The sequence below is a fragment of the Microbacterium phoenicis genome (genome assembly GCF_047302325.1).
Taxonomy (GTDB): Bacteria; Actinomycetota; Actinomycetes; order Actinomycetales; family Microbacteriaceae; genus Microbacterium.
This window is the reverse complement of the sequence record NZ_CP154849.1, coordinates 260806-282125: the sequence shown is the minus strand read 5'-3', so window position 1 is coordinate 282125 and position 21320 is coordinate 260806. Positions and strand designations below refer to the sequence as shown.

Sequence of the window (21320 nt, the reverse complement as noted above, 5' to 3'; positions counted from 1 at the left end):
CGACATCATGTTCTCTCGCCGAGATCACACACCGTGCGCGCGCACGACGTGTCGTCTCGGCGAGAGAACATGATCCGGACGGAGGGCGGGGGCCCGCGGCGGGTCAGCGCGAGCGGACGAGCGCGTTCACGCGCTGCTGCCACTCGCGCAGCTGCCACATCGGGTGGTGCGGGGCGGCGTTCGAGCACAGGACGACGCCCCACACCCCGCGGTCGAGGGCGGCCCGGATGCCGTGTTCCGCCAGCTCGCGCCCGGTCTCGGACTCCTCGAACCCTCCGTGCAACGGCGTGTAGCCGACCCAGCCCTCGCCGATCACCGCGGGCACACCCCGCCAGCGCGCCCATTCGGCGATCGCGATGACTCGGGATTCGATCTCGCGGTGCATCACCTCGGCGTAGCGCGGGTACTCGGCGTCGAGCCACGCGTCCCAGGCCGCGGCATCCACCCAGTCGTAGCCGTAGATCATCTGGTCGGTGACGACCGTGGCGCGCAGCTTCCATTCGGCGGGCCGGCCGTACTCCGCGAAGGAGGGCGCATCGGCGCGCAGCAGGGAGCGCAGTTCGGTGTTCGGGAAGTCGCCGCTCCCCTCGGAGCGGATGTCGATGCGCTTCTGGAGGGCGTCGAGCACGCCGTAGCTGTAGACGTGGCACTGTGCGGCCGAGAGGGTGGCGGGCAGTTGGTGCATCGCCAGGTGCGGCGGCTTGCCGATGCTCGCCGTCACGATCAGGTCGGGATGCCGCTGCTGCAGCTCTTCCAGCGCGGTCGCTCCGCCGTCGGTCACCGCCGGGAGGATCGAGTAGTCGACCTCGTTGTGGATCTCGACGAGGGCGACGAGGTCACGGCCGCCCTGCTCGTCGATCCACGCGAGCATCCGGTCCCACGCGTCCGCGAGCACCCGGTAGCGGTCCTCGAGCGGCACGGCGTCGACGGCCTCGAACCACCGGGGCGACGCGGCGAACGCGCAGGACTGCTGGTACTCCCAACTCGACAGGATCAGCACGAGGCCGTGCCGCCGCGCGGCGGCGAGCAGCGCGGCGAGGTGGGCCCGCACGTCGATCGTGTACCCGCCGGGGGTGTCGTACCAGCGCGTGCGCTGCCCGTAATACCCACCGGATGCCGCGGCTCCGAGCCCGTCGATCTGCAGGTCACGCGCGAGGTCGTCGAGGCCGAGGTCGCCGAACAGCAGCAGCGGCGCCGCGCAGATCCGGATGGCGTTGTAGCCCAGCGACGCGGCGTCGGCGCACGCGGCATCGAGGTCGGCGTACACGTCGCCCTCACCGGCGCGGGTGTACCAGGAGAAGTCCCACAGCGTGATCGCGAGACGGTCGGGGAGGTGTGCGGGAACGGGGCCTGTCGGCCCGTGCGGGGTTTCGGGGAGGTTGCCCGACCCCAGGTAGCGATCGGTCATGCGTTCATCCTCTCGTTCGCGATGGTGCGACCGTCGGCTGCCAGGTCGCGCAGCGCGGCGGCCTGCGTCCGACGCCGGTCGGGGGTGTCGAGATCGAACACGAGCAGCTCCGGTAACGAGGTGGCGAAGTAGTCGACCTCGTCGGGTGCGGCCTCGATCTGCGCGGCACGCGCGTCGAGCGCATCCCAGATCGCCTCCGCCGCGGAGGTCTCGCCGAGGCGCGTGTGGGCGGCGCCGATCCAGAATGTCCCCTCGTCGGCCGGTCGTGGAGCCACGGCGAGCGGCGTCGTCACGCGGGCCCGCTCCCAGGCGGCGCGGGCCTCGTCGTCGTCGCCGGCGAGGCGGTGCGCGTCGCCGAGGGCCACGAGTCGTTCGGCCTGAGGGACCGCGGGATGCCGCCCCTCGCCCAGATTCGCGGGAGCGTCGATCCCCGCTTCGAGCAGGGCGACGGCGGCGTCCGCACGGCCCTCGGCGCAGGCGCGTCGCGCGAGCAGGCACGCCGCGCGATCGTAGGCGGCCAGCACGACGCCTTCGCCGCCCTCGAACGGACGGAACACGCGCGTCGTCAGGATCCGCCACGCGTCATCGAGTCGGCCCACGTCGAGCAGGAGCCCGACGTGACTGACCGCGAGGTCGTCGCGGGCGTCGAGCGCGGCGGGGTGGCGTTCCATGAGCGCGAGGCGGGCGGCGGCATCCGTCCCCGTCAGCTGCGCGAGCAGATCGCGTTCGAGGACGAGGCGCGGGTCGGGGCGGCGGGCGAGCGCGGTCTCGTAGAGGTCGGCCGCCTCGGCGGGGTCGCCGCCGGTGCGCACCGTCGCGAGGGCGAGGTTGCGCAGCATGACCGGGTCGTCGCAGCCCAGGTCCCGTGCGCGCTGGAGTGCCGCGCGGGCGTCGTCGTCGCGCCCCGCGTCGAGCAGCCAGGCGCCGAGCATCCCTGCCGCAGCGGAGGACCCGGCCGCGGTGCCGGCGACGAGGGCATCGTGCTGGTCGAGTCCGGCGGGGAAGGCGCCGCCCAGGTCGAGGAGGTCGGCAGCGGCGCGCTCGGTGGCGGCGAGGTCGGGGCGACCCGCGGCATCCGCCCACGCTGCGCGCAGGATCAGCCGGACCGGCTCGAGGTTGCCGAACCCGGCGTCGCCGGTCGCCTCGCGTGCGGTCGCGGCGAGTGCCTCGTCGAGCGCGCCGGCGCGGGCGAACTCGGCGCCGGCGTCGAGCGCGGCGCGCGGGTCCGACGGCGCGGAGCCGCTGAGGCAGGCGGTGATCGGGTCGAGCGGGTCCGCCGCGCTCAGGGCATCGAGCGCCGCCCCCGCGTCACGGCCGAGCCGGCGCAGCGCGAGCACACGCAGGCGGCGGGCCTCGGCGATCGGCCCGGCGGCGTCCGCGAGCCGGAGCGCGTCCGACGGCCTGCCGTCCGCCAGCGCGAGTCGGGCACGGGCGAGGGATGCCGGTGCCGCCCACACCGCGTTCCACGCCGCGCGCGCGAATCGGCGATCGGCGTCGGCACGCTCGCCGAGACGCTCGAGCGCGAGCCCGAGCAAGTAGTGCGCCTCGCCGTCGCGGGGGTTGAGGTTGCGGCGGGTCTCGCGGGCGACGGCGGCCTCGAGGTGTTCGCGCGCCGCGGTGTACTCCGCTCGTGCGAGGTGCCACGAACCGAGCATCGTGCGGGCGCGGGAGTCGTCCGGATCACGCCGGAGCGCCTCGTAGAGGTAGGGGAGGGGCGACCGGGTGGGATGCCGGTATTGCACGAGATGTGTCGCGGCGAGCAGCAGCTCGTCGATGCCCGCGATGCGCTCGGCCGGCTCGGGCGCCGTCGCGACCCAGGGCTCGATCGGCTCCGTGTCGCGCCGGACCCATCGCACGAGGGTTGCGTCGCCCGCGACCAGCGCCACCGCGACTGCGCCCCCAGCGACCTCGATAGCGGCGGGGGAGTCGGGTCCGACGGCGACCTGGAACATCTCCCGTCTGCTGTCGACCTCGACCTCGAGGTGTGCCGCCTCGTGCGCGCGCGTCGTGATCACGCCGATGCGCGACCGGCCGCCGTCGGTCGTGACCGAGACCGCGGCATCCGTCGTCGCCTGCCGGACCGGTCCGATCGCGTGGATCGGGTACCAGTGCTGCGAGAACGTCTTCGTCTCGCCGGGGACGAGCCAGGCGAAGTCGGGCTGGTTGTCGGTGTAGACGCCGGCCATGAGTTCGACGTAGGGGCCGTCGGTGTCGGTGAGCTGGTCGTCCCACGCGCGTCCGATCGGCCCGTCGCCCCACGTCCACTGCTTCTTGCCGGGCGAGATTGCCGGATCGGCCCAGTGCACGAAACCGGCGTCGACGCCGTGGTCGTAACCGCCGAAGAAGCCGTCGTCGGTGTCGGTGATCATGTACGACGTCGGAACCGGGATGTTGCTGTAGACGTCGATGCGGTCGGCGTCGGGGCGCTCGGCCGTGAGGGCGGGGTAGTCCACGCCGTAATAGAGCCGGTCGGCGCGGGGGAACGCGGTGATCGCGCGGCGGGCATGATCGGCGACGTAGCTCACGTCGTCGGGGAAGAACGACTGGTACCGCTCGTGCGACCGGGCGGCGACGTTCGCCCACCACAGGAAGGTCTGCGGCACGTCGGTGCGGTTGTGGAGGCGCACCTCGAGCTCGATGAGGGAGGACCCCGGGCGAAGCCGCACGCCGTGGACGCCCCGCATCCGCTGCAGCGGGTCGAGGTCGCTGTGCCAGACGACCGCCGCGCGGTCGTCCTCGCGCTCGATGCGGCTGTCGACGGGCAGGAACGTCGCCGGTCGGTGATGCTGCGGCCAGTTGAATTCGACGCCACCCGAGATCCACGGGCCGGCGAGGCCGACGAGCGCCGGTTTGATGACGTTGTTCCGGTAGAAGAAGTCGTAGCCGGCGACCTTGTCGTACCCGATGTGGATGCGGCCGCCGAGCTCGGGCAGCAGCATCAGCCGGACGTAGGCGTTCTCGAGGTGGATCGCCCGCCACGCGCGGGGTCGCTTCTCGTGCGAGATCGACTCGATCATCGGCAGCGGATAGACCCGCCCGCTCGAGCCCTGGTAGACGCGCCGGTCGAGGAACGCCGGGTACGGGTCGGGGGCGCCGGGCTCGTACGTGTCGATGATGACGTCCTCGGACCAGCACGCGACCCCGCCGACGTCGAGCAGCGCCTGCTGGTCGGCGGGGGCGTCGGGGAGCAGGATGCGGCTGGGCGCGGCGTCGGGCATGGGGCGAATCTATGCGGGGTGGCGAGTTCGGGCCATGGGTTCGCGTGCGGTCGACATGGACGATTCGACGATGCGGTGCGGCAGGATGAAGAGATGCAGCGCGCGGAGGGGTTCGAGCGGCAGCGGCTGAGCGTCGTGCCGCGTCCCGTCGTCGAGGCAGCCCTCACCAAGCCGGTGACCCGGCGGATGGTGGTGACGGATGCCGGCTACTTCCCACGCGCGTCGGGTCACGCCCGGTATCGCCCTGAGGGTGCTCCCGAGACGATCGTCATCATCTGCGTGTCGGGGGCCGGATGGGTCGAGGCGGCCGGCCAACGGACGCGCGTCGGGTCGGCGACCGCGATCGTCATCCCTGGCGGTGTGCCGCACTCCTACGGGGCGGATGCCGGGGATCCCTGGACGATCTGGTGGTGCCACGTGCGCGGTTCGGACGTGCCGGAGCTGGTCGAGGCCGGGGGTGTGTCCGCGGACCGCGTGGTGCTGCCGCTGCGCGCCGTCGAGCGGGCGACCGCCCTGCTCGACGAGATCTCGACCTCGCTGGCGCGAGACACGACGCCCGCACGGATGGTCGCGGCATCCGGGATGGCGTGGCGGTTGTTCACGCAGCTCGCCGTCGACCGGCTGCTCCCGGAGCACGGGACGCCCGTCGAGCGGGCGCTGCGCTACCTCGAGGAGCGCATCGACGGCACCGTCCATGTTGGAGAGCTCGCCGCGATGGTCGGGGTGTCGCCCTCGCACCTCGCCGCCCTGTTCCGCGATGCGACCGGCGGCGGGGTCATCGCGCACCACCTCGCGCTGAAGATGGCGCACGCCCGGCACCTGCTCGATACGACCGACCTACCCGTCGCGGAGATCGCGCGCCGCGTCGGCATGGACGATGCGTTCTACTTCTCGCGGAGGTTCCGCGTCGCCCACGGGGTGTCGCCGACGGCATACCGGGGGCAGGGGAAGGGGTAGGGCGGCCTCCTGCGACGAGCGCAATAGCCCGCCGAGAACGCCGCGGGTGCTAGTGGGTGCTGTTGAGAATGAGTCTGGATGCTTCGTCCGCGGCGTCCCACTGCGGAAAGTGGCCGCAGCGCTCGAACCAGTGCAGCTCGGCGTCCGGGAACAGTTCTGTGGCTCGAGAGGCCTGACGGGGTACCGTCACCAGATCACGCCGCCCCCACCCGATCGTGACCCGGCCAGGTACCGTCCCGGCCGGGGCGCCCTGTTGCTTGGGTCCCCTTGTGAGGGCGTTCAAGGCGGCACCGGTCGACGGCGAATCGGCCAGTCCGCGCACGTCCGGCAGCACGGTCTCGGGCGAGAGGGCCCATGGCCGCGCCGACAACTGCGCCAGCAATAGAGTCCTTCCGACAGGGTTGCTCAGCAGGGCGGGCAGCATGCCTCTCAGCGCTCTGACCAGCGCGATCGAGGGCCGCAACGTCGCGCTGAAGACGACGAGTTCGCGGTGGCTCCAGAACCCGCCCGGGTCCAACGCCACAGTGTCGCCGCCGACCCCCCGCCGCGCGAGTTCGAGCACGATTCGGCCGCCCATCGACTGGCCGGCGGTCGAGACCCCGTCCAGCCCCTGCTCGCGGATGAAGTCCGCGACAGCGTCGGTCAGCGTGGCGATAGAGACCTCACCGGCCAGGGGCGGTGCCTCACCGAACCCGGGTAGGTCGACAGCGATGACCTCTCGCTGCTCCGCCAAGTTGTCGAGGATCGGGGTCCACGACCGCCACCCTGCCCCCAGACCGTGTATGAGCAGGAGCGGGCTGCCGCTTCCTCGTCGAATATGGTTCAGCGTCACCCACGCAACGCTATCCCGCGCAGATCGCGGGAAGGCCGGATCGCCACCCACACTGCCGCCGAGTCAGCGCTCAGTCTTCACCGTCCTCGCCCAGCTCATACTGCCGCCACCTCTCCCTGCCGCGGCGCGTGTTGCTCGCCACGAGGATGAACACCGATGACAGGAGCAGGAGAAGGGACGGGACGATCAGCCCCCACGGATCCGTTTCTCCAGCCTCATCGGTGAGGACGAACGCCAGCCAGATCCCGACGATCCCGCCGATGATCCCCATCGGCCCGATCACGAAGCGGGTTACCAGTTCCATCACCCTCAGAAGCCAGAAGTTCACCGCGACCATCATTCAGGCCGAGACTCAGCCGGAACCGGCTTCCGACTGCGGTCGCGCCGTGGCATCTGGACGGGCTCCTGTTTTCCGGCATCCGGCCCGTGCTCCCGCTCGAAAGCGGAAACCTGTGCGCGGTACTTCCTCAGATGGCGCGCGCCGACGATAACCCAGCCGGCGGCGACTCCCGCGAACCCCCAGCCTGTGAGACCCGCGGGGTCGTCGACGATCGAGAACACCGACAGGACGAACCACACGATCCCGGCCACCAGCATCCACCGCCCCTGCGCGCGCGTGCGGTCTATCCGCATCCGCTGCAGGATGAGCGATTCCATGGTCGCGAGTATGGCCCGCTCCGGAGAGTGCTGTCCACAATGGCAGCGAGGACGACCGTCGCCGACGACATGCCTGGACGATCCGACGGCCTCGACTCGCCTCGTCGGTTCGCGCTCCTAGGCTCGGACCCGTCCCCGCCCCCGTTGGAGTCCCGATGACGCGCGTCCACACCCTGACCGTCCGCCCGCCCGCCGCGATCGAGCTCGCGGACATCCGCCCGTCGGCAGGTGTCGACTCCGGCGTCGAGGCGACGGTCCAGTCCGTTCGGCAGGACGGCATCCCGATCTTCCCGATCACCGGTGAGATCCACTACTCCCGCATTCCCCGAGAGAAGTGGATGCCGGTGCTCACCGCCGCGCGCGCCGGCGGCCTCACCCACGTGTCGACCTACGCCCTGTGGAACCATCACGAGCCCGAGCGCGGCCGCATCGATTTCACCGACGGACTCGACGTGCGCGCCTTCCTCGAGACGGCGCGCGACGCCGGTCTCGGGCTCATCCTGCGGATCGGCCCGTACGCCCACGCCGAGGCGCGGTACGGCGGCTTGCCCGACTGGCTGGTGGACTCGGGGCTTCCGCTTCGCACGAACGACCCGGCCTACCTCGCCGAGGTCGAGCGGTGGTACGCCTTGCTCGCTGAGCAGGTTCGCGGCATCCCGCTATTCTCGATCCAGGTCGACAACGAGCTGTACGACGGCGCCGACCACCTCACCCGGCTACGCGAGATGGCGGAAGGGCTCGGCCTGCGCGCGCCGATCTGGACGGCGACCGGGTGGGGCGGGGCTCAGCTGCCGGACGGATTCCTGCCGGTCTACGGCGGATACCCCGAGTCGTTCTGGGTCGACGCCGACGTCGAGCCCGACCTGCGCAGCCACGCGAACTTCTACCCGTCGCCGCGCCGCGACGACGATTCGATCGGCGCAGACCACCGCGCCGGCGCGCCCGTGGTCGAAGCAGTTCGGGCGCCGCATCCGTTCACGACCTGCGAGCTGGGATCGGGCATGACCTCGGCGTATCACCGCCGTCTCGACGTGCCGGCCGCCGATGTCGCGGCCCTCGCGATGGCCAAGCTCGCCTCGGGCAGCGTCTGGCAGGGGTACTACATGTACGCCGACGGTCGGAATCCGCGGCGCGGGCTGCAGGAGTCGCACGCTGCGGCCGGACCGAACGACTTCCCCGAGATCGCCTACGACTTCGGCGCGCCGGTGCAGGTCGACGGCGCGACGCGGCCGAGCTGGGCGGCGCTCCGACGGCAGCACCTGATGCTCGCGCGCTGGGGCTCCGCGCTCGCCGCCATGCCCGCCTTCTTCGCCGACGACGCCGTCGACTCGCCCGACCTCACCGGGCTGCGCTGGTCGGTCCGCTCGGACGGGCGACGCGGATTCGTGTTCGTCGTGAACCGGCATCCTGGAATCGACCTCCCTCGACACGAGGGCGTGCGGTTCGAGGTCGGCGCCACCGTCTTCCCCGATGTCGACATCCCGACCGGCGCGGTCTTCGCCTGGCCGTTCGGGATGCCGCTCGGCGAGGCGATCGTGCACTGGCTCACTGCGCAACCGGTGACCGAGGTGCTGTGGCGGGGAGCGCCGCTGCTGGTCGCGGCCGCGACCGACGGCATCCCGCCTCAGCTCTCTGCCGACGCGGACGTGGCGGAGGTCGCCGCGGACCGTGGGCGCATGTGGGAGCTGTCGCGCGGCGGCGGCGTCATCGCGCGGGTACTCGTGCTCGATGAGGCGGATGCCGACGCGATCGCGGTGGCCGGCGGGCGGCTCGTCTGGGCGCCCGGCGCGGTCGTGACCGACGACGACGAGGTGACCTTCGCGGGGGATGCCGCGGTGGCCCCCCGGCTGGAGGTGCTCGGTGATGACGGGTGGGTGGCGGTCGACCTCGAGCCCGGGCATGTGGCGAAGGTCGCGGCGACCCTCGAACGGTCCGCCGGGGCGCCGCCTGCCGGTGCCGAGCAGGGCGGTCGCGCGTCGATCCCGACGGAGTGGGATGCCGCGGCGGTCGTGACGCTCGCGGTCGGTCCAGCCGACGACCGCGCGCTGCGCCTGGAGTGGACCGGCGATGTCGCCCGCGCGTGGGTCGGCGACCGGCTCGTCTCCGATGCCCTGTGGACCGGGCGCCCCTGGCGCATCCCGGCCGACCTCCGCGGCGACGCGACCGAGCTGCGCATCGAGATTCTTCCCGGGTCGCCGGCAGGGCGCGTGCGGTTCCCGAGCACGCCGCCCGTGGGGGCGGCAATCGTGCGCGCGGAGCTCGAGACGCGCACGCGCGTGCGCGTCTGAGGCATCCACATCATGTCCTCTCGCCGAGAACACACGCTGCGAACGTTCGCGACGTGTGGTCTCGGCGAGAGCACATGATCCGGCCGGGGAGAAACCCCTCAGCGCCCGGACACCACCGCGTTGTCCAGCGCGTCGAGGTCGACGCCGGGGCGCGAGACGGCGTTCGTGAGGAGGACCCAGGCGATGCCCGCGCTCGGGTGGACCCAGAACTCGGTGCCGGCCCAGCCGCCGTGGCCGTAGACGTCCTGGTCGATGAGGCCGGGCGCGCGCGAGCGGAGGTTCCACGTGAACCCCCAGTCCTGCCCGCGCTCGGCGAGGTACGGCTCGAGCCGAGGGATGTCGCCCGTCAACGGTCGCCGCATCATCGCCAGCGTCGCCGGCTGCAGGATGCCGCCGGTCGCCCCGCCCTCGATGCGCAGCAGCTCCGAGCCCAGCCACAGTAGGTCCTCGGCACGTCCGACGAGTCCGGCACCCGGATGCCGGATCGCGGCGAACCGGGCAATGTCGACGCCCGACGTTGCGGCGTCGACGACCTCGACCGAACCTGCATGGTCGAGGCTGAGCCCGTCGGCGCCGATCTCGCCGGCCCACTCACCGACGGCATCCGCCCAGTCCTGTCCGGTCGCGTGCTCGACGAGCGCCGCGATGCCCTCGAACGCGAGCGACGAGTAGCGCGAGGCGCTGCCGGCGGCGAAGTCCCGACCGCGGGTGATCAGCTCGGTGCGCAGCGGTGTCACGGGGTCGAGCGGCGGCTCCGCGATGCCGGCGGTGTGCGAGGCGAGGTGACGCAGCAGCACGACGTCGTCGCGCCCCGCGCCGAACTCCGGCACGGCATCCCGGAGCGGCGTCTCGGGTGTCAGCAGTCCGCGCTCGATCACGCGCGCCGCCGCGATCCCCAGCAGGGGCTTCGTGATCGAGAAGAGCGGATACCGATCGGATGCCGCGGCCCCGAACCCCTCCAGCGCCACCGTTCCGTCGGCCGTGGCCACGCCGAGCACGGCCGACGGCAGCCGGCCCGCCTCGACGTGCCCGCGGACGAGGTCGAACGCGGCGCTCACGCGAGGACCGCCGGGAGCGTGTGGTGGAGCGTGATCATCGGAGTCCTTCCGGGTGGGTGAATCGCAGGCCGAGACCCTCGTGTGGCACCTCGGTCAGGGTCCCGTCGACGATGGCGACGGGGGAGGGGCCGTCGAGCGCGCCGAGGGCGCCGAACGCGGCATCCTCGATGTCCTCGACGAGGACCTCCTGCGGCAGGACCAGCGCGAGCTGGCCCGACAGTTCGGGCAACAGGTGAGGGTGGAGGTCTATGCCCGCAGTGTGCGCGTCGCCCGCGATCTCGAGGAACGGGGTGATCCCGCCGACGCGGACGATGTTCGGCTGCACGACCTGCGCGGCGCCCGAGCGTACGACGTCGTCGAAGCGGTAGCGGGTGTGGACGTTCTCGCCGAGGGCGATGGGTACCCCCGACCCCGACCGCAGGCGCCTCGCGAGCTCGATGTGGCCCGCGAGGTCGTCGGCGCGCAGTGGCTCTTCGATCCAGGAGATGTCGGATGCCGCGAGTGCCTCGACGGCGGTCGTCGCTCGGTCGAGGTCCCACCGCTGGTTCGCGTCGACCATGAGCGCACGGTCCGGTCCGATGACGTCGCGCACCGCGGCGACGCGTTCGACGTCGCGGGCGAGGTCGGGGCTGCCGACCTTCATCTTCACGGCGTCGAAGCCGGATTCGACCCAGCGCTGCGCCTGCGCGAGCAGATCGTCGAGGTCGTAGTGCAGGTTGATGCCGCTGCCGTACGAGCGCACCGACTCGCGGCGGCGACCGATCGATGACGCGACCGAGACGCCCGCGGCGCGGGCCGCGGCATCCCACAGCGCGAGGTCGAGACCCGCGATCGCAATCGTCGTCAGACCGGCGCCACCTGCCTCGTGCAGGTGGCGCCACAGTTCGGGCCAGACCTCCGCAGGCTCGGCCGAGCGGCCGAGGACGAACGCCGGGATGTCGTGCTGCAGGAGCGCGAGCACCGCCTCGGCGCCGATCTGCGGGGTCCACGAGAACCCCCAGCCTTCGGCTCCGTCCGAGCGCACCACGTGGGTCGCGATGACGCCGACCGACGTGACGTCCGCAGCCCACGGACGCGTGAGCGGCACCCGGATCAGTCGGGCGCCGAGCGAGGCGATCGTGGTCACAGCAGTGCGCGGCCGGTCAGGCGAGGAAGGTTCATGCGGGCACGTCGTTTCGAGCCGCCGCGAGTTCGGTCCGCCACGAGTGCTGCGGTCGCCAGCCGAGCACGCGCGCCGCCTTGGCGTTCGAGAACGCGGGCGAGGTGCCGGTGAGACCGCGGGCGAGCTCGTCGGTCCCGGGGACGAAGCGCGGCAGGAGCTCGGCAAGAGGAGCATCGGCCAGCGCATCGTCGGCGCCGACGAAGAACACCTCGGCATTCGGGATGTCGGGCAGGGCGCCCAGCAGCAGGTCGGTGAACGTGGCGACGTCGCGGGCGTCGACGTAATTGAAGAGAGCAGGAGCCGACAGTGCCGGGTCGGCGATCCGCTCGGCGACCGTGTGCCCCTGTTGGGTCGGAGCGCCCGCCCATTCCTCGGGGGCGATGACGTAGCAGGGGCGGAACGTCGCGTAGCGGACGTCGTCGCCGGTGCGACGGTGCAGCATCGACACGGTCTGCTCGATCATGAGCTTGGACAGCGCGTACGCATTCCACGGGCGTGGTGTCGACGTCTCGTCGAGCGGCAGGGCGTCGGGCAACCAGCCCGACGGGTTGCCGTAGCCGAGCACGGTAGGGCTGGATGCCGCGACGATGCGTCCGATGCCGGCATCCACCGCTCCGCCGAGGACCGAGACCGCGAGCCCCGTGTTCGTCCGCATGATGACGTCCTCGGGGGCGCTGAACGGTACGGCGATCGCGGCGAGGTGGACGATCGAGTCGGCCTTCGCGCCCGCGAGCGTCTCGGCCGTGGCCGCCGCGTCGAGCAGGTCGATCGAGATCTGCTGGACCCCGTCGACGTCGAGGTCGTCCGAGGGGGCGCGGTCGAGCGAGACGACCTCGTGCCCGCGGGCGGCGAGCCCGGCGACGAGATTGCGGCCGAGTCTGCCGGACCCGCCGGTGACGACGACGCGACTCATGGCGTGCGCCGCAGCAGGGCGACCCCGAGGTCAGCGACCTTCACGGGCATCCCCGTCTCGAGGGAGCGGTTGCCGGCGATGCCGACGGCGATCGAGCGGACACCGTCGGTCCAGTCGGCCGGGCGTCCGAGTGGATCGTCCACGGGGCCGGCGAAGACATCGGCCAGAAGCAGGGCGTCGCCACCGCCGTGAGCCGATTCGCCCGAGACGATCGGAACCTCGACGGCCTCCTCCCAGTGGCGCTGCACGAGCAGGCGCTCGCCCATGGGGCGCAGGCTCGAGTGGGCGGCATCCTGCACCGCACTGGGGTCGACGACCGGGTGCAGACCGTCTCCGACGAGGACGGCGCCCCGCTCGACGACCTCGAGCTCGGCGCGGCCCTCGGTGCCGTTGACGGCGACGCGGTAGCCCTCCCACGGGGCGTGGGCGTTGAGGGAGTACGACAGCGTCGCGCCGTCTGAGTAGTCGACGACGAGGGCGAGATTGTCTTCGATCGTGATGCCGAAGCCGAACACGTCGCGGTCGCGGACGTAGCCGTCGTGCTGCTCGGCGTCGAGGTACAGCGCGCGCAGGCGCTCGTCGCCGCGCAGGTCGAGCTCGAACGGGTCGCGGTCGCCGTCGTGCGTGCCGCGGGCGGGCCGGTCGCCGAGGCCGCGCGCGTCGGCGTTCTCGGCGCCGTAGAAGCGCAAGGCCCCCGAGGCGAAGACGCGGCGCGGGTGCTGCCCGATCCACCAGTTGACGAGGTCGAAGTGGTGGCTGGACTTGTGGACGAGGAGGCCGCCGGAGTGCTCCTTCTCGCGGTGCCAACGGCGGAAGTAGTCCGCGCCGTGCTGCGTGTCGAGCATCCAGGAGAAGTCGATCGAGGTGACTCGACCGATCCGGCCCTCCGCGATGACCTGACGCAGAGCGGTGTTGCGCGGCGCGTACCGGTAGTTGAAGGTCAGGACGACCGATCGTCCCGTGCGCTCGGCGGCCGCCTCGATCGCGGCAGCGCTGGCCGCGTCGATGGTGAGGGGCTTCTCGACGACGACGTCGGCCCCGGCATCCATCGACCGGACGATCAGCTCGGCGTGAAGGTCGTCGCGCGCGGTCACGATGACCCGCTCGATGCGCTCGGTGCGGATCATCTCCTCGAGCTGATCCGGCTGCCAGGTGCTCGGAGCGGCGAGGCCGTGGCCCGCGAAGCGCTCGACGTAGTACTGCGCGCGCGTCGGGTTGGGCTCGCAGATCGCGACGAGGTCGGCGCGGTCGCGGTAGTCGACGGCGATGGCGTCCACGTACATCTGTGCGCGATGGCCTGCGCCGACGAGGGCGTACCGGGTGGTCATGGCTCTCCTTCGTGCCGAACTCCTCCGAGCCGGGCCACCGACTCAGGAAACGTTTTCTCGACGGTAGCATGGCTGTCATCGAGACCGCGAGGAGGACGACCGAGGGATCAGCGCGCGGGAGCGCCCGTCGTTCCGCGGAGGATGACCTCGGGTACGACGGTGTGCGTCGCCTCGGGCGACTCGCCCCGCAGCAGCGCGTGCAGGGCTCGCCAGGCGAGGGTGCCGAGTTCACCCGTCGGCACGGTGGCCGTCGTCAGGGCGGGGGAGGTGTAGCGCGCGAACGGAATGTCGTCGAAGCCTGCGATCGACAGGTCGCCCGGCACCGACAGGCCGCGCTCGGTCACCGCGCTGAGCAGGCCCATCGCCGACAGGTCGTTGAAGGCCAGGACAGCGGTCGCGCCCGAGTCGATCACGGCGTCGAGCGAACCGGCACCCGCCGCGAAGTCGACGCCGGCGGGGATCTCGACGATCTCGCAGCCGTCGAGCGTCCCCCGGGCGTCGTCGAGGGCGGCCAGGCGCTGCGCGTTCGAGGCACTCCGCTTGGCGCCGGCGAGGTAGGCGATGCGGCGGTGGCCGAGGCCGTGCAGGTGGTCGATCACCCGGCGGAGCGGGGTGCGGTAGTCGGCTGCGACACTGGGGGCGTCGCCTGCGCGGTTCACGAGCACGACGGGTGCCACCTCGGCGAGGACCTCGGCCAGAGCGGCATCCGACATGCGCGGAGCGCAGAGCACCAGGCCGTCAGACCGGCGGCGAGATTCCATGGCGAGCAGGCGTTCCTGATCCTCGTGCTCGTCCGAGTCGGCGACGAGCACGTGATAGCCGTCGGCGATGGCTGCGCGACTGAGTCCTCGCAGCATGCCCTGAAACGTGGGGTTCGAGAGATCGGGGACGACGATGGAGATCGTCTGCGTCTTACCGAGGACGAGGCTGCGGGCGAGCGGATTGGCGGAGTAACCGAGCTCGGCGGCAGAGGCGCGGACTCGCTCGGCGAGAGCCGGGTCGACGGTCGCGTTCCCGTTCATGACCCGCGAGACCGTGGCCAGCGAGACCCCGGCGTGCGTGGCGACGTCGGTGATCGTCGTCGGCTTGGCTCCTGCCATCGGCTGCCCTTCGCACCATTCCGGCGTGCGCATCGCGCGCGGTCGGTGTGGTCATACTATGCGAGGAAACGTTTTATGACAGGAGGCGACGGTGTCCGGATCCGCTGCTGACCGAGCCGCGAAACGTGAGCGGGTGGCAGGTGTGCGGCGGGATGCCGGGGGTCGCCCGCTCGTGCTCTCCTCCCACGAAGCCCTCGCGTGGTACCTCGAAGGCGCACGCACGCACGTCTCCCTCGCCGGGCCTCCGGTGGTGGCCGTTCGCGTCGACGATGACGGAGACACCGTCTTCGTGAGTGCGAACGAGGCCGATCGGTTTATCGCCGAGGAGCTGCTGCCGGAGGATGCCGGCCGCGTCGTCCGCGTGCCGTGGCATCAGTCGGTTCTCGAGGCGGCGGGTGCCGGTCTCGTCGAGGCCGAGGCCGAGGTCGCTCCCGCGTTGCGCGCGGCGCGTGCGTCGCTGCTGCCCGCCGAGGCGGATCGCTACCGCGCGCTCGGGCGCGAGACCGCGGAGGTGCTGACGGCGGTCGCGCGGGGGCTCGGCACGTCGACCTCCGAGCGAACGGCCGCGGCCGCGCTCGCCGAGGGGTTGGTCTCGCGGGGAATCGACCCGCTCGTGATCCTGGTGGCGGGCGAGGAGCGTTTGCCCCACCGGCATCCGCTCCCCACCGAGGGGCCGCTCGGGCGTCGGGCGATGCTGGTGATGTGCGGGCGGCGGCACGGCCTCATCGCGAATGCGACCCGGTGGGTCGGCGAGGCGGGTGTGGACGATCAGCGGATCCTCGAGGTGGAGGCGGCGTTCTTCGCCGCCACCCGGCCGGGCGCCCGGTTGGACGACGTCTTCGCGGCCGGGACCGCCGGCTACGCGGCATCCGGTTTCGATGCGGACGAGTGGACGAAGCACCACCAGGGCGGGCCGACCGGGTACGCGGGGCGCGACCCCCGTGCGACCACCCTGACGACGGATGCCGTCGCGTCGCCGCATGCGTTCGCCTGGAACCCGAGCGCCCCGGGCGCGAAGGTCGAGGACACCGTGCTCGTCACGGATGCCGGTGTCGAGGTACTGACGGTCGACCCGGCGTGGCCGACGGTGGAGTTCGCCGGAGTGAAGCGGCCGCGGGCGCGCGCGTTCGACTGAGGCGCGCATGCCACAGGATGGTGGCTCGGACGATCGGAGACGGCGATGGCGTTGATTCTGCACTCCCGCACGGGTGCGCGCGTCGTGGATGGGGTGCCCGGCGCCGCCGAGGTGGATGAAGCGCGGGATGCCGGGGTGACGACGCTCCGCCTCGACACGGCATCCTTCGACGCCCCCGGTGCCGACATGCGGTGGGTCGCGGACATCCCGACGCTTCGAACCGTGTTCCTGCACGACCGGGTGAGGACGCCGGACATCGCGTCGATGCGGGGGAGTGCCGTCGACGAGCTGTGCGTCTGGACACCCGGGGCGTCACCGGTTCGGAGTGAGGATATCGGGTGGCTGCGGCGGATCGATTGCGAAGCGGCATCCTTCGTGTCCGACGGGTGGGTCGACCTGCCGGACGTCGTCACGCTGCAGATCGGTCGAGTGCGGGAGGACGAGGTGCGCATCGGTGACGGCAGCGATCGGCTCGAGTTCCTCAAGCTCCGGGGCAGGTCGCAGACGGCGCGCATCGTATGGTCGCGTCCGCCCGCGCGGCTCGGCACGTTCATGACGCACAGCCTGCGGTGGAGCGATCTCGACGACCTCGCGCGGTGTCCCCGACTCGCGTCGGTGCAGGTGTACAACTTCACCCTCGACACGGCGCAGGGATCGATCGACATCTCCGCGTTCGGCGGCTCGACCGCGCTGCGAGAGCTGCATGTGGCGGAGAACCTGCCGTTGCGAGGCGTGCCGGCCGTGCTCGCCGGTGCGCCCCATGCGACCGTCCACGTCGCCCGAGACCTGCACGACGCTCCCGACGGAGCCGAGCGGGTTCACCGCATCGCAGTTCCGATCAAGAAGCCGCGCGCCGCGCGGTGACGCGGGGGGCGCCCGAATGAATGAACTCTCATCTTCGGGGTGTGGAGAGAGGCCGTTTTCGGCTGAATCTGCCGGGGTGAATGTCGGAGGTTGGTGGCAGAGTGCGGGTATGAAAGAAGCGATGGAAACCCCCGATGGTGACGCGTATCCCGCCGCCATCGCGGGCATCGTCGCGGACGCCGAAGACATAGGCCGACAGATCGCTGTGGCGCAGATCGCGGAGCTTCGCATGCTGGCAGCTGCCGGGCGGTTGGCGGATGCGCAGGGTGCTCGGAAAGACGCGAATGTCCTGCTTCACGACATGGCCCTGCGATCCATCTCGGCGGAGGTCGCCGGGGCGATGCGGATGACCGACCGGACGGTGCAACGCCGTATCGGTGAGGCTCGCGTGACCATCGAAGGGTTCCCCGCCGCGGTGGCGGCGTGGGAGGCCGGGCGAATCGTCTACGGGCATGTGAAGGCGATCGTGAACGCCGGGCTGACCCTGCCCGGAGAGATGTGGGCGGAGTTCGAAGCGATCGCCATCGAACGCTGCGAAGGTCAGACGCCGAACCGAGTCCGGGGCGAGCTCGAGATCCTCGCGCACCGAATGCACCCACGATCGTTCGCGGAACGGCATGAGGAGGCGGTCGCCGGTCGGTGTGTGCGACTCGTGCCGGGGCGGGATGGGATGAGCGATCTCATCGCAACCCTTCCGACCGTGATCGCCGAGGGGATCCACGACCGACTCACTCAGCAGACACGCGCGATCATCGACACCCGGGACGAGCGGGCGGCCGGCGAGGACGCCGACGTTGTCGCGACCGACGGCCGATCGACCGATCAGGTCCGAGCGGACGTGTTCGCCGACCTGCTCCTCGCAGGCACACCCGCGCTCGATGACACGCGTGACACGACCGCCGGTCCGCTCGGCGCAATCCGCGCTCGCGTGCAGGTCCTTGTTCCCGCCGCGACGCTCACCGGTGCGGATGACGGGCCGTGCGATCTAACCGGCCGCTCGCCGATCGACCCTGCGACCGCGCGGGTGCTGGCCGGGGCGACGCACATCTGGGAGCGCCTGTTCCACGACCCCACCACCGGGGTTACCGTGTCGACCGATTCGTACCGTGTTCCGACCGGGATGCGCCGGTTCCTGCAGGCCAGGGATCAGCACTGCCGGTTCCCCGGATGCCGCGTCGCCGCGATCCGGTGCGAAGTCGACCACACCCACGACCACGCCCTCGGCGGTAAGACAGAACTCTCGAACTTGGCCCATCTGTGCCAGAGGCATCATTCGATGAAGCAATTCACCGCCTGGAGGGTGCGACAACTGTCGGGTGGTGTCCTCGAATGGACCTCACCCCTCGGCAGGACCTACCGCGAAGACGCACCCACACCGGCCGTCGCCTTCACCCCTGCCGCAGCACATCCCGGAGACCCCGCGCCGTTCTGACGCCGTCCGACGTCAGCGGGATCCGGCCTCGCGTCAGACCGCCGAAACAGCTCCGCGCCGGCGCGCCATGAGCGCTCCGACACCGACGACAGCCGCCACGACGCCGGCGAGGCCGAGCCAGAACACGTCCAGGGCGAAGAGGTCGCCCGTGGTCCCTTCCCGATCGACACGGTCCATCTGGGCGTAAAGGTTCACCTGCGCGAGCACGACGAGCGCGAGGCCGGCGAGGATGAGCGCGGTGCCGACGGTGAGTCGCATCAGGGGTCCTCCGTGACGTCGCTGATGCCCTCACCGTACGACATCGCGGTCACGCCGTGAAGGTCGACCCTTTCGAGGGCTGATCCCCGTCGAGCCGCTCGATCGCCCGCAGGCTCTTCGCCACGAAGCGCGCGATCCGGCGCGCGCCCTCCACGCGGAAGTGCGTGTCGTCGACGAGGCCCTCCGGCCAGGCCGCTGCCTCGCCCGGTGCGTAGTGCGACAGCAGACGAGCGGATGCCTCGTCCCCGAGGTCCTCGTAGAGCCAGGTCGTGAACGCCGTGAGGTCGATGAGGTCGACGCCCTCGCTTGCGGCGAGGTCACGGACCGCGTTCGGATAATCGCCGTGCGTCGGCGTCACGCGGTCGCCGTCGAACCATCGCCGCTCGCACGACGTGCAGAGCACGGGTCGCGCGCCGCGCTCGCGCACGTCCGCCACCATCCGCCGCAACCGATCGGTGTACCCGCCGCGGGAGGCGAGCAGCTCGGGCTGCTTCTGGTCGTTGTGGCCGAACTGGATCACGACGGTGTCACCCGCGACCACATCGGTCAGGAGCGCGTCCCACGTCCCGGTTTCGAGGAACGACTCCGTCGTCGCCCCGCCGAACGCGTGGTTGCGGACAAGTGCGTCGGTGAACTCGGCGAGGCATTCGCCCCAGCCGGCCATCGGCTCCTCGCCCGCCTTCATGGGCGCGACGGTCGAGTCCCCCGCCAGGTGGTAGACCACGTTCGTCAGCCGGCACGCAGCGCCGCGACGACCTCGTCGTCCGACAGGCGGCCGTCGGCGACGAGCAGGCGGTACGAGCGGGAGACGGGGATGCCGGGGGCCAGGGTGACCGCACGATCCCAGGCGAGGGCGGCGCCGATGCCCGGGTATCCCGCGACCCGGACGAACCAGGGGTCCGCGGCCGAGGCCTCGTCGAGAGGCGCCATCGCGACCGTCGCCGTGCCCGTCGGGAACTCCGCCGACCAGGCGAGCCACGGGGCGGTCGTGCCGTGCACCGCGTCTTCGCCCCGCGCCGAGGCGGTCCGCACGTCGACATCGGTCGCGGCGGGCAGCCGCCAGGCGAGTCCGCCGTAGCCGCCGCCGACCCGGCCGTTGCTGCCCGGCCCGCCGAGGTGCAGCGTCCCGGCACGCGTGGCGAGCGAGAACGTCAGGTCGATGGTGGTCGCCCCGGGCCCGGCCTCGGCGACCGTCATCCGCCGTTGCTCGGTCAGCATCTGCGCGCCGTCGCGGCCGATCCACGCGAACTCGGCTTCGAGAGCGGATGCCGCCCCCTCGACGCGCGTCGCGACGATGCGTCCGTGGTCGCCACGCCAGACGTAATCGCGTCCGGGGGTGTAGGTGCGGCCGCCCCAGAAGTTCACGCCCGAGACGTCCTGCAGCGTGACGCCGATGCCGAGGTGCCAGTCATGGTCGGCCGGGTGCGTGTCCGACACGACGACGCCGCCGGGCGTGCTCACCGGGTGGAGGTAGGGGCGCGGGCTCGACGAGCGGGTCACGTCGGCGCCGTCGACGAGGACGGCGACCGGATGCCGCGGCTCGCCCGGCGCCGCGAGGTCGGCCAGCACGGCTGCCTCGGTCTTCGCCGCCCACGGCAGGTGCAACTCCGCGAAGGTCGCCTCGGCGTCGACGGCTCGTTCCACGGCATCCTTCACATCCGTGATGACGGCACGCGGCGAGCGACCCTCCTCATTCCACGTCACGTGCGCGGCGTCGATCGCGACGGGTTCGGTGTCGGCGACGGCATCCATCACCCGGACGAACGCCCCCGTCTCGTGCAGCGGTGCGAGGAGGGGAGTGCCGTGATCGCGGTGGTCGAGCAGGTTCTCGACGAGATCGATGCGGCCGAACTCGACGCGGCGGTCCTCGGTCTCGACGATGTCCTCGGTGTAGAAGAACCTCGCCGACCCGCGGGTGCCGCGGATGAGGACGTAGGGATCTTCTTCCTGCGCGGCGCACAGGGTCAGCGCGGAGGTGACCCGGATGCCGCGGCCGGTCGACAGGCGGATCACGCTCGTGTCGTCGCCTTCGATCGCGTTGGCGCGGTACAGGTCGGCGGTGACCTGGTTCACGTCCGACGCCGATGTGGACTGCGCGACGGCGAGAGCCGTCGCAGTGGCGTGAGCGAGTGGGTTCGCGACGACGCCGTCGAGCACCGGGAACCCGTCGAGGGTGCGGTGGCCCGCCCAGCGGCTGCGCGACCAGTAGGCGAGATCGCGGCACCAGAGGCCGACGGCGCCGATCGCCTGGATGGGGCCGAGTCCGAACTCGTCGGCGATGAGGGCGGGGATGGCGAGCGATCCGAGGCTCTGGAACCCGACCTGGACGCGCGCGCCCGAGGCCGCCGCGGCATCCGCCAACACGGCGAAGTCGGCCGACGAGAGCGCGGGCGGCTTCTCGAGGTAGAGGTCGATGCCGCGCGAGACGACGAGCCCTGCGAGGGCGGCGTGCGTGTGCAGCGGCGTCGCGACGATGACGACGTCGATGTCGTCGACGGCGTCGAGCGCGTCGGCGAGCGAGGCGAACGCCTGCGTGCCCGCCGGAAGGTTCTCGGGAGGGACCGGGGTGGGATCGGCGACGGCAACGAGCTCGACGCGGTCGCCGAGGCGGCGCAGGTTCTCGAGATGAACGGTGCCGAAGCCCTGGGCTCCGGCGAGGACGATGCGGGTTCGTCGGGGGACGGTCACGGGGACTCCTTCGTCGGCTCCT

The 21320-nt window shown here is 71.7% G+C and carries 18 protein-coding genes; 5 read left to right on the top strand and 13 right to left on the bottom strand.

The window, feature by feature from the left end; genetic code table 11:
• Positions 1-103: 103 nt before the first annotated feature.
• Together ABCU91_RS01360 and ABCU91_RS01355 are read right to left on the bottom strand one after the other, a co-directional pair.
• The gene (locus ABCU91_RS01360) at positions 104-1408 is read right to left on the bottom strand and encodes a cellulase-like family protein (RefSeq protein WP_413354486.1); all 1305 of its coding nucleotides are present in this window, start codon (positions 1406-1408) and stop codon (positions 104-106) included.
• Positions 1405-4626, bottom strand: a complete 3222-nt coding sequence (locus ABCU91_RS01355) for a DUF5107 domain-containing protein (RefSeq protein ID WP_413354485.1) — start codon at positions 4624-4626, stop codon at positions 1405-1407. The genes ABCU91_RS01360 and ABCU91_RS01355 overlap by 4 nt, the downstream gene beginning before the upstream one ends.
• A 93-nt stretch (positions 4627-4719) precedes the next feature.
• Here ABCU91_RS01355 and ABCU91_RS01350 point away from each other — a divergent pair, with 93 nt between their 5' ends.
• Positions 4720-5583 (top strand): helix-turn-helix domain-containing protein, encoded by an 864-nt coding sequence (locus ABCU91_RS01350; protein ID WP_413354484.1) that lies wholly within the window; start codon positions 4720-4722, stop codon positions 5581-5583.
• Positions 5584-5632: 49 nt separating this feature from the next.
• Here the strand turns inward: ABCU91_RS01350 and ABCU91_RS01345 are convergent, their stop codons facing one another.
• The 3 genes from ABCU91_RS01345 to ABCU91_RS01335 all read right to left on the bottom strand — a co-directional run bounded on the left by ABCU91_RS01345 (position 5633) and on the right by ABCU91_RS01335 (position 7072).
• Positions 5633-6415: an alpha/beta fold hydrolase gene (locus ABCU91_RS01345; protein WP_413354483.1), complete on the bottom strand. Its 783-nt coding sequence runs from the start codon at positions 6413-6415 to the stop codon at positions 5633-5635.
• Positions 6416-6485: 70 nt separating this feature from the next.
• A complete protein-coding gene (locus ABCU91_RS01340) occupies positions 6486-6755 on the bottom strand; it encodes a hypothetical protein (protein ID WP_413354482.1) in 270 nt (89 codons plus the stop codon).
• Positions 6752-7072, bottom strand: a complete 321-nt coding sequence (locus tag ABCU91_RS01335; protein ID WP_413354481.1) for a hypothetical protein — start codon at positions 7070-7072, stop codon at positions 6752-6754. The genes ABCU91_RS01340 and ABCU91_RS01335 overlap by 4 nt, the downstream gene beginning before the upstream one ends.
• A gap of 155 nt (positions 7073-7227) precedes the next feature.
• Between ABCU91_RS01335 and ABCU91_RS01330 the strand changes: the two genes are divergently transcribed.
• Complete coding sequence (locus ABCU91_RS01330) at positions 7228-9360, top strand: beta-galactosidase (RefSeq protein ID WP_413354480.1); 2133 nt, start codon at positions 7228-7230, stop codon at positions 9358-9360.
• 98 nt (positions 9361-9458) lie between these two features.
• Here ABCU91_RS01330 and ABCU91_RS01325 read toward each other — a convergent pair whose 3' ends face one another.
• The 5 genes from ABCU91_RS01325 to ABCU91_RS01305 all read right to left on the bottom strand — a co-directional run bounded on the left by ABCU91_RS01325 (position 9459) and on the right by ABCU91_RS01305 (position 14921).
• On the bottom strand, positions 9459-10418 hold the full coding sequence (locus ABCU91_RS01325; protein ID WP_413354479.1) for a serine hydrolase domain-containing protein: 960 nt from the start codon (positions 10416-10418) through the stop codon (positions 9459-9461).
• A 34-nt stretch (positions 10419-10452) separates the two neighbouring features.
• Positions 10453-11544, bottom strand: coding sequence for a mandelate racemase/muconate lactonizing enzyme family protein (locus ABCU91_RS01320; protein WP_413354478.1), 1092 nt, complete (start codon positions 11542-11544; stop codon positions 10453-10455).
• 31 nt (positions 11545-11575) lie between these two features.
• Entirely contained in the window at positions 11576-12493 is a 918-nt protein-coding gene (locus ABCU91_RS01315) for an NAD-dependent epimerase/dehydratase family protein (protein WP_413354477.1), read from the bottom strand.
• Positions 12490-13821: a Gfo/Idh/MocA family protein gene (locus ABCU91_RS01310; protein WP_413354476.1), complete on the bottom strand. Its 1332-nt coding sequence runs from the start codon at positions 13819-13821 to the stop codon at positions 12490-12492. Before ABCU91_RS01310 ends, ABCU91_RS01315 begins: the two co-directional genes overlap by 4 nt.
• 107 nt (positions 13822-13928) lie before the next feature.
• Entirely contained in the window at positions 13929-14921 is a 993-nt protein-coding gene (locus tag ABCU91_RS01305) for a LacI family DNA-binding transcriptional regulator (RefSeq protein ID WP_413354475.1), read from the bottom strand.
• Positions 14922-15093: 172 nt separating this feature from the next.
• Here ABCU91_RS01305 and ABCU91_RS01300 point away from each other — a divergent pair, with 172 nt between their 5' ends.
• The 3 genes from ABCU91_RS01300 to ABCU91_RS01290 all read left to right on the top strand — a co-directional run bounded on the left by ABCU91_RS01300 (position 15094) and on the right by ABCU91_RS01290 (position 18352).
• Positions 15094-16056, top strand: coding sequence for a M24 family metallopeptidase (locus tag ABCU91_RS01300; RefSeq protein WP_413355357.1), 963 nt, complete (start codon positions 15094-15096; stop codon positions 16054-16056).
• A gap of 45 nt (positions 16057-16101) precedes the next feature.
• The gene (locus ABCU91_RS01295) at positions 16102-16920 is read left to right on the top strand and encodes a hypothetical protein (protein WP_413354474.1); all 819 of its coding nucleotides are present in this window, start codon (positions 16102-16104) and stop codon (positions 16918-16920) included.
• A 109-nt stretch (positions 16921-17029) separates the two neighbouring features.
• Entirely contained in the window at positions 17030-18352 is a 1323-nt protein-coding gene (locus ABCU91_RS01290) for a DUF222 domain-containing protein (RefSeq protein WP_413354472.1), read from the top strand.
• Between the two features lie 33 nt (positions 18353-18385).
• On the opposite strand, the gene ABCU91_RS01285 is transcribed toward ABCU91_RS01290, so the two are convergent.
• The 3 genes from ABCU91_RS01285 to ABCU91_RS01275 are packed head-to-tail and all read right to left on the bottom strand — an operon-like array spanning position 18386 to position 21298.
• Positions 18386-18610 (bottom strand): hypothetical protein, encoded by a 225-nt coding sequence (locus ABCU91_RS01285; protein WP_413354471.1) that lies wholly within the window; start codon positions 18608-18610, stop codon positions 18386-18388.
• A gap of 49 nt (positions 18611-18659) precedes the next feature.
• Positions 18660-19334 (bottom strand): rhamnogalacturonan acetylesterase, encoded by a 675-nt coding sequence (locus tag ABCU91_RS01280; protein WP_413354470.1) that lies wholly within the window; start codon positions 19332-19334, stop codon positions 18660-18662.
• Between the two features lie 5 nt (positions 19335-19339).
• A complete protein-coding gene (locus tag ABCU91_RS01275) occupies positions 19340-21298 on the bottom strand; it encodes a DUF6807 family protein (RefSeq protein ID WP_413354469.1) in 1959 nt (652 codons plus the stop codon).
• Positions 21299-21320 lie beyond the last annotated feature (22 nt).

Coding starts and splice junctions, on each gene's coding strand:
- ABCU91_RS01335 (WP_413354481.1), bottom strand. CDS start 7,072: ATGGAATCGCTCATCCTGCAGCGGATGCGGATAGACCGCACGCGCGCG.
- ABCU91_RS01290 (WP_413354472.1), top strand. CDS start 17,030: ATGAAAGAAGCGATGGAAACCCCCGATGGTGACGCGTATCCCGCCGCC.
- ABCU91_RS01360 (WP_413354486.1), bottom strand. CDS start 1,408: ATGACCGATCGCTACCTGGGGTCGGGCAACCTCCCCGAAACCCCGCAC.
- ABCU91_RS01295 (WP_413354474.1), top strand. CDS start 16,102: ATGGCGTTGATTCTGCACTCCCGCACGGGTGCGCGCGTCGTGGATGGG.
- ABCU91_RS01285 (WP_413354471.1), bottom strand. CDS start 18,610: ATGCGACTCACCGTCGGCACCGCGCTCATCCTCGCCGGCCTCGCGCTC.
- ABCU91_RS01315 (WP_413354477.1), bottom strand. CDS start 12,493: ATGAGTCGCGTCGTCGTCACCGGCGGGTCCGGCAGACTCGGCCGCAAT.
- ABCU91_RS01305 (WP_413354475.1), bottom strand. CDS start 14,921: ATGGCAGGAGCCAAGCCGACGACGATCACCGACGTCGCCACGCACGCC.
- ABCU91_RS01310 (WP_413354476.1), bottom strand. CDS start 13,821: ATGACCACCCGGTACGCCCTCGTCGGCGCAGGCCATCGCGCACAGATG.
- ABCU91_RS01340 (WP_413354482.1), bottom strand. CDS start 6,755: ATGATGGTCGCGGTGAACTTCTGGCTTCTGAGGGTGATGGAACTGGTA.
- ABCU91_RS01355 (WP_413354485.1), bottom strand. CDS start 4,626: ATGCCCGACGCCGCGCCCAGCCGCATCCTGCTCCCCGACGCCCCCGCC.
- ABCU91_RS01350 (WP_413354484.1), top strand. CDS start 4,720: ATGCAGCGCGCGGAGGGGTTCGAGCGGCAGCGGCTGAGCGTCGTGCCG.
- ABCU91_RS01330 (WP_413354480.1), top strand. CDS start 7,228: ATGACGCGCGTCCACACCCTGACCGTCCGCCCGCCCGCCGCGATCGAG.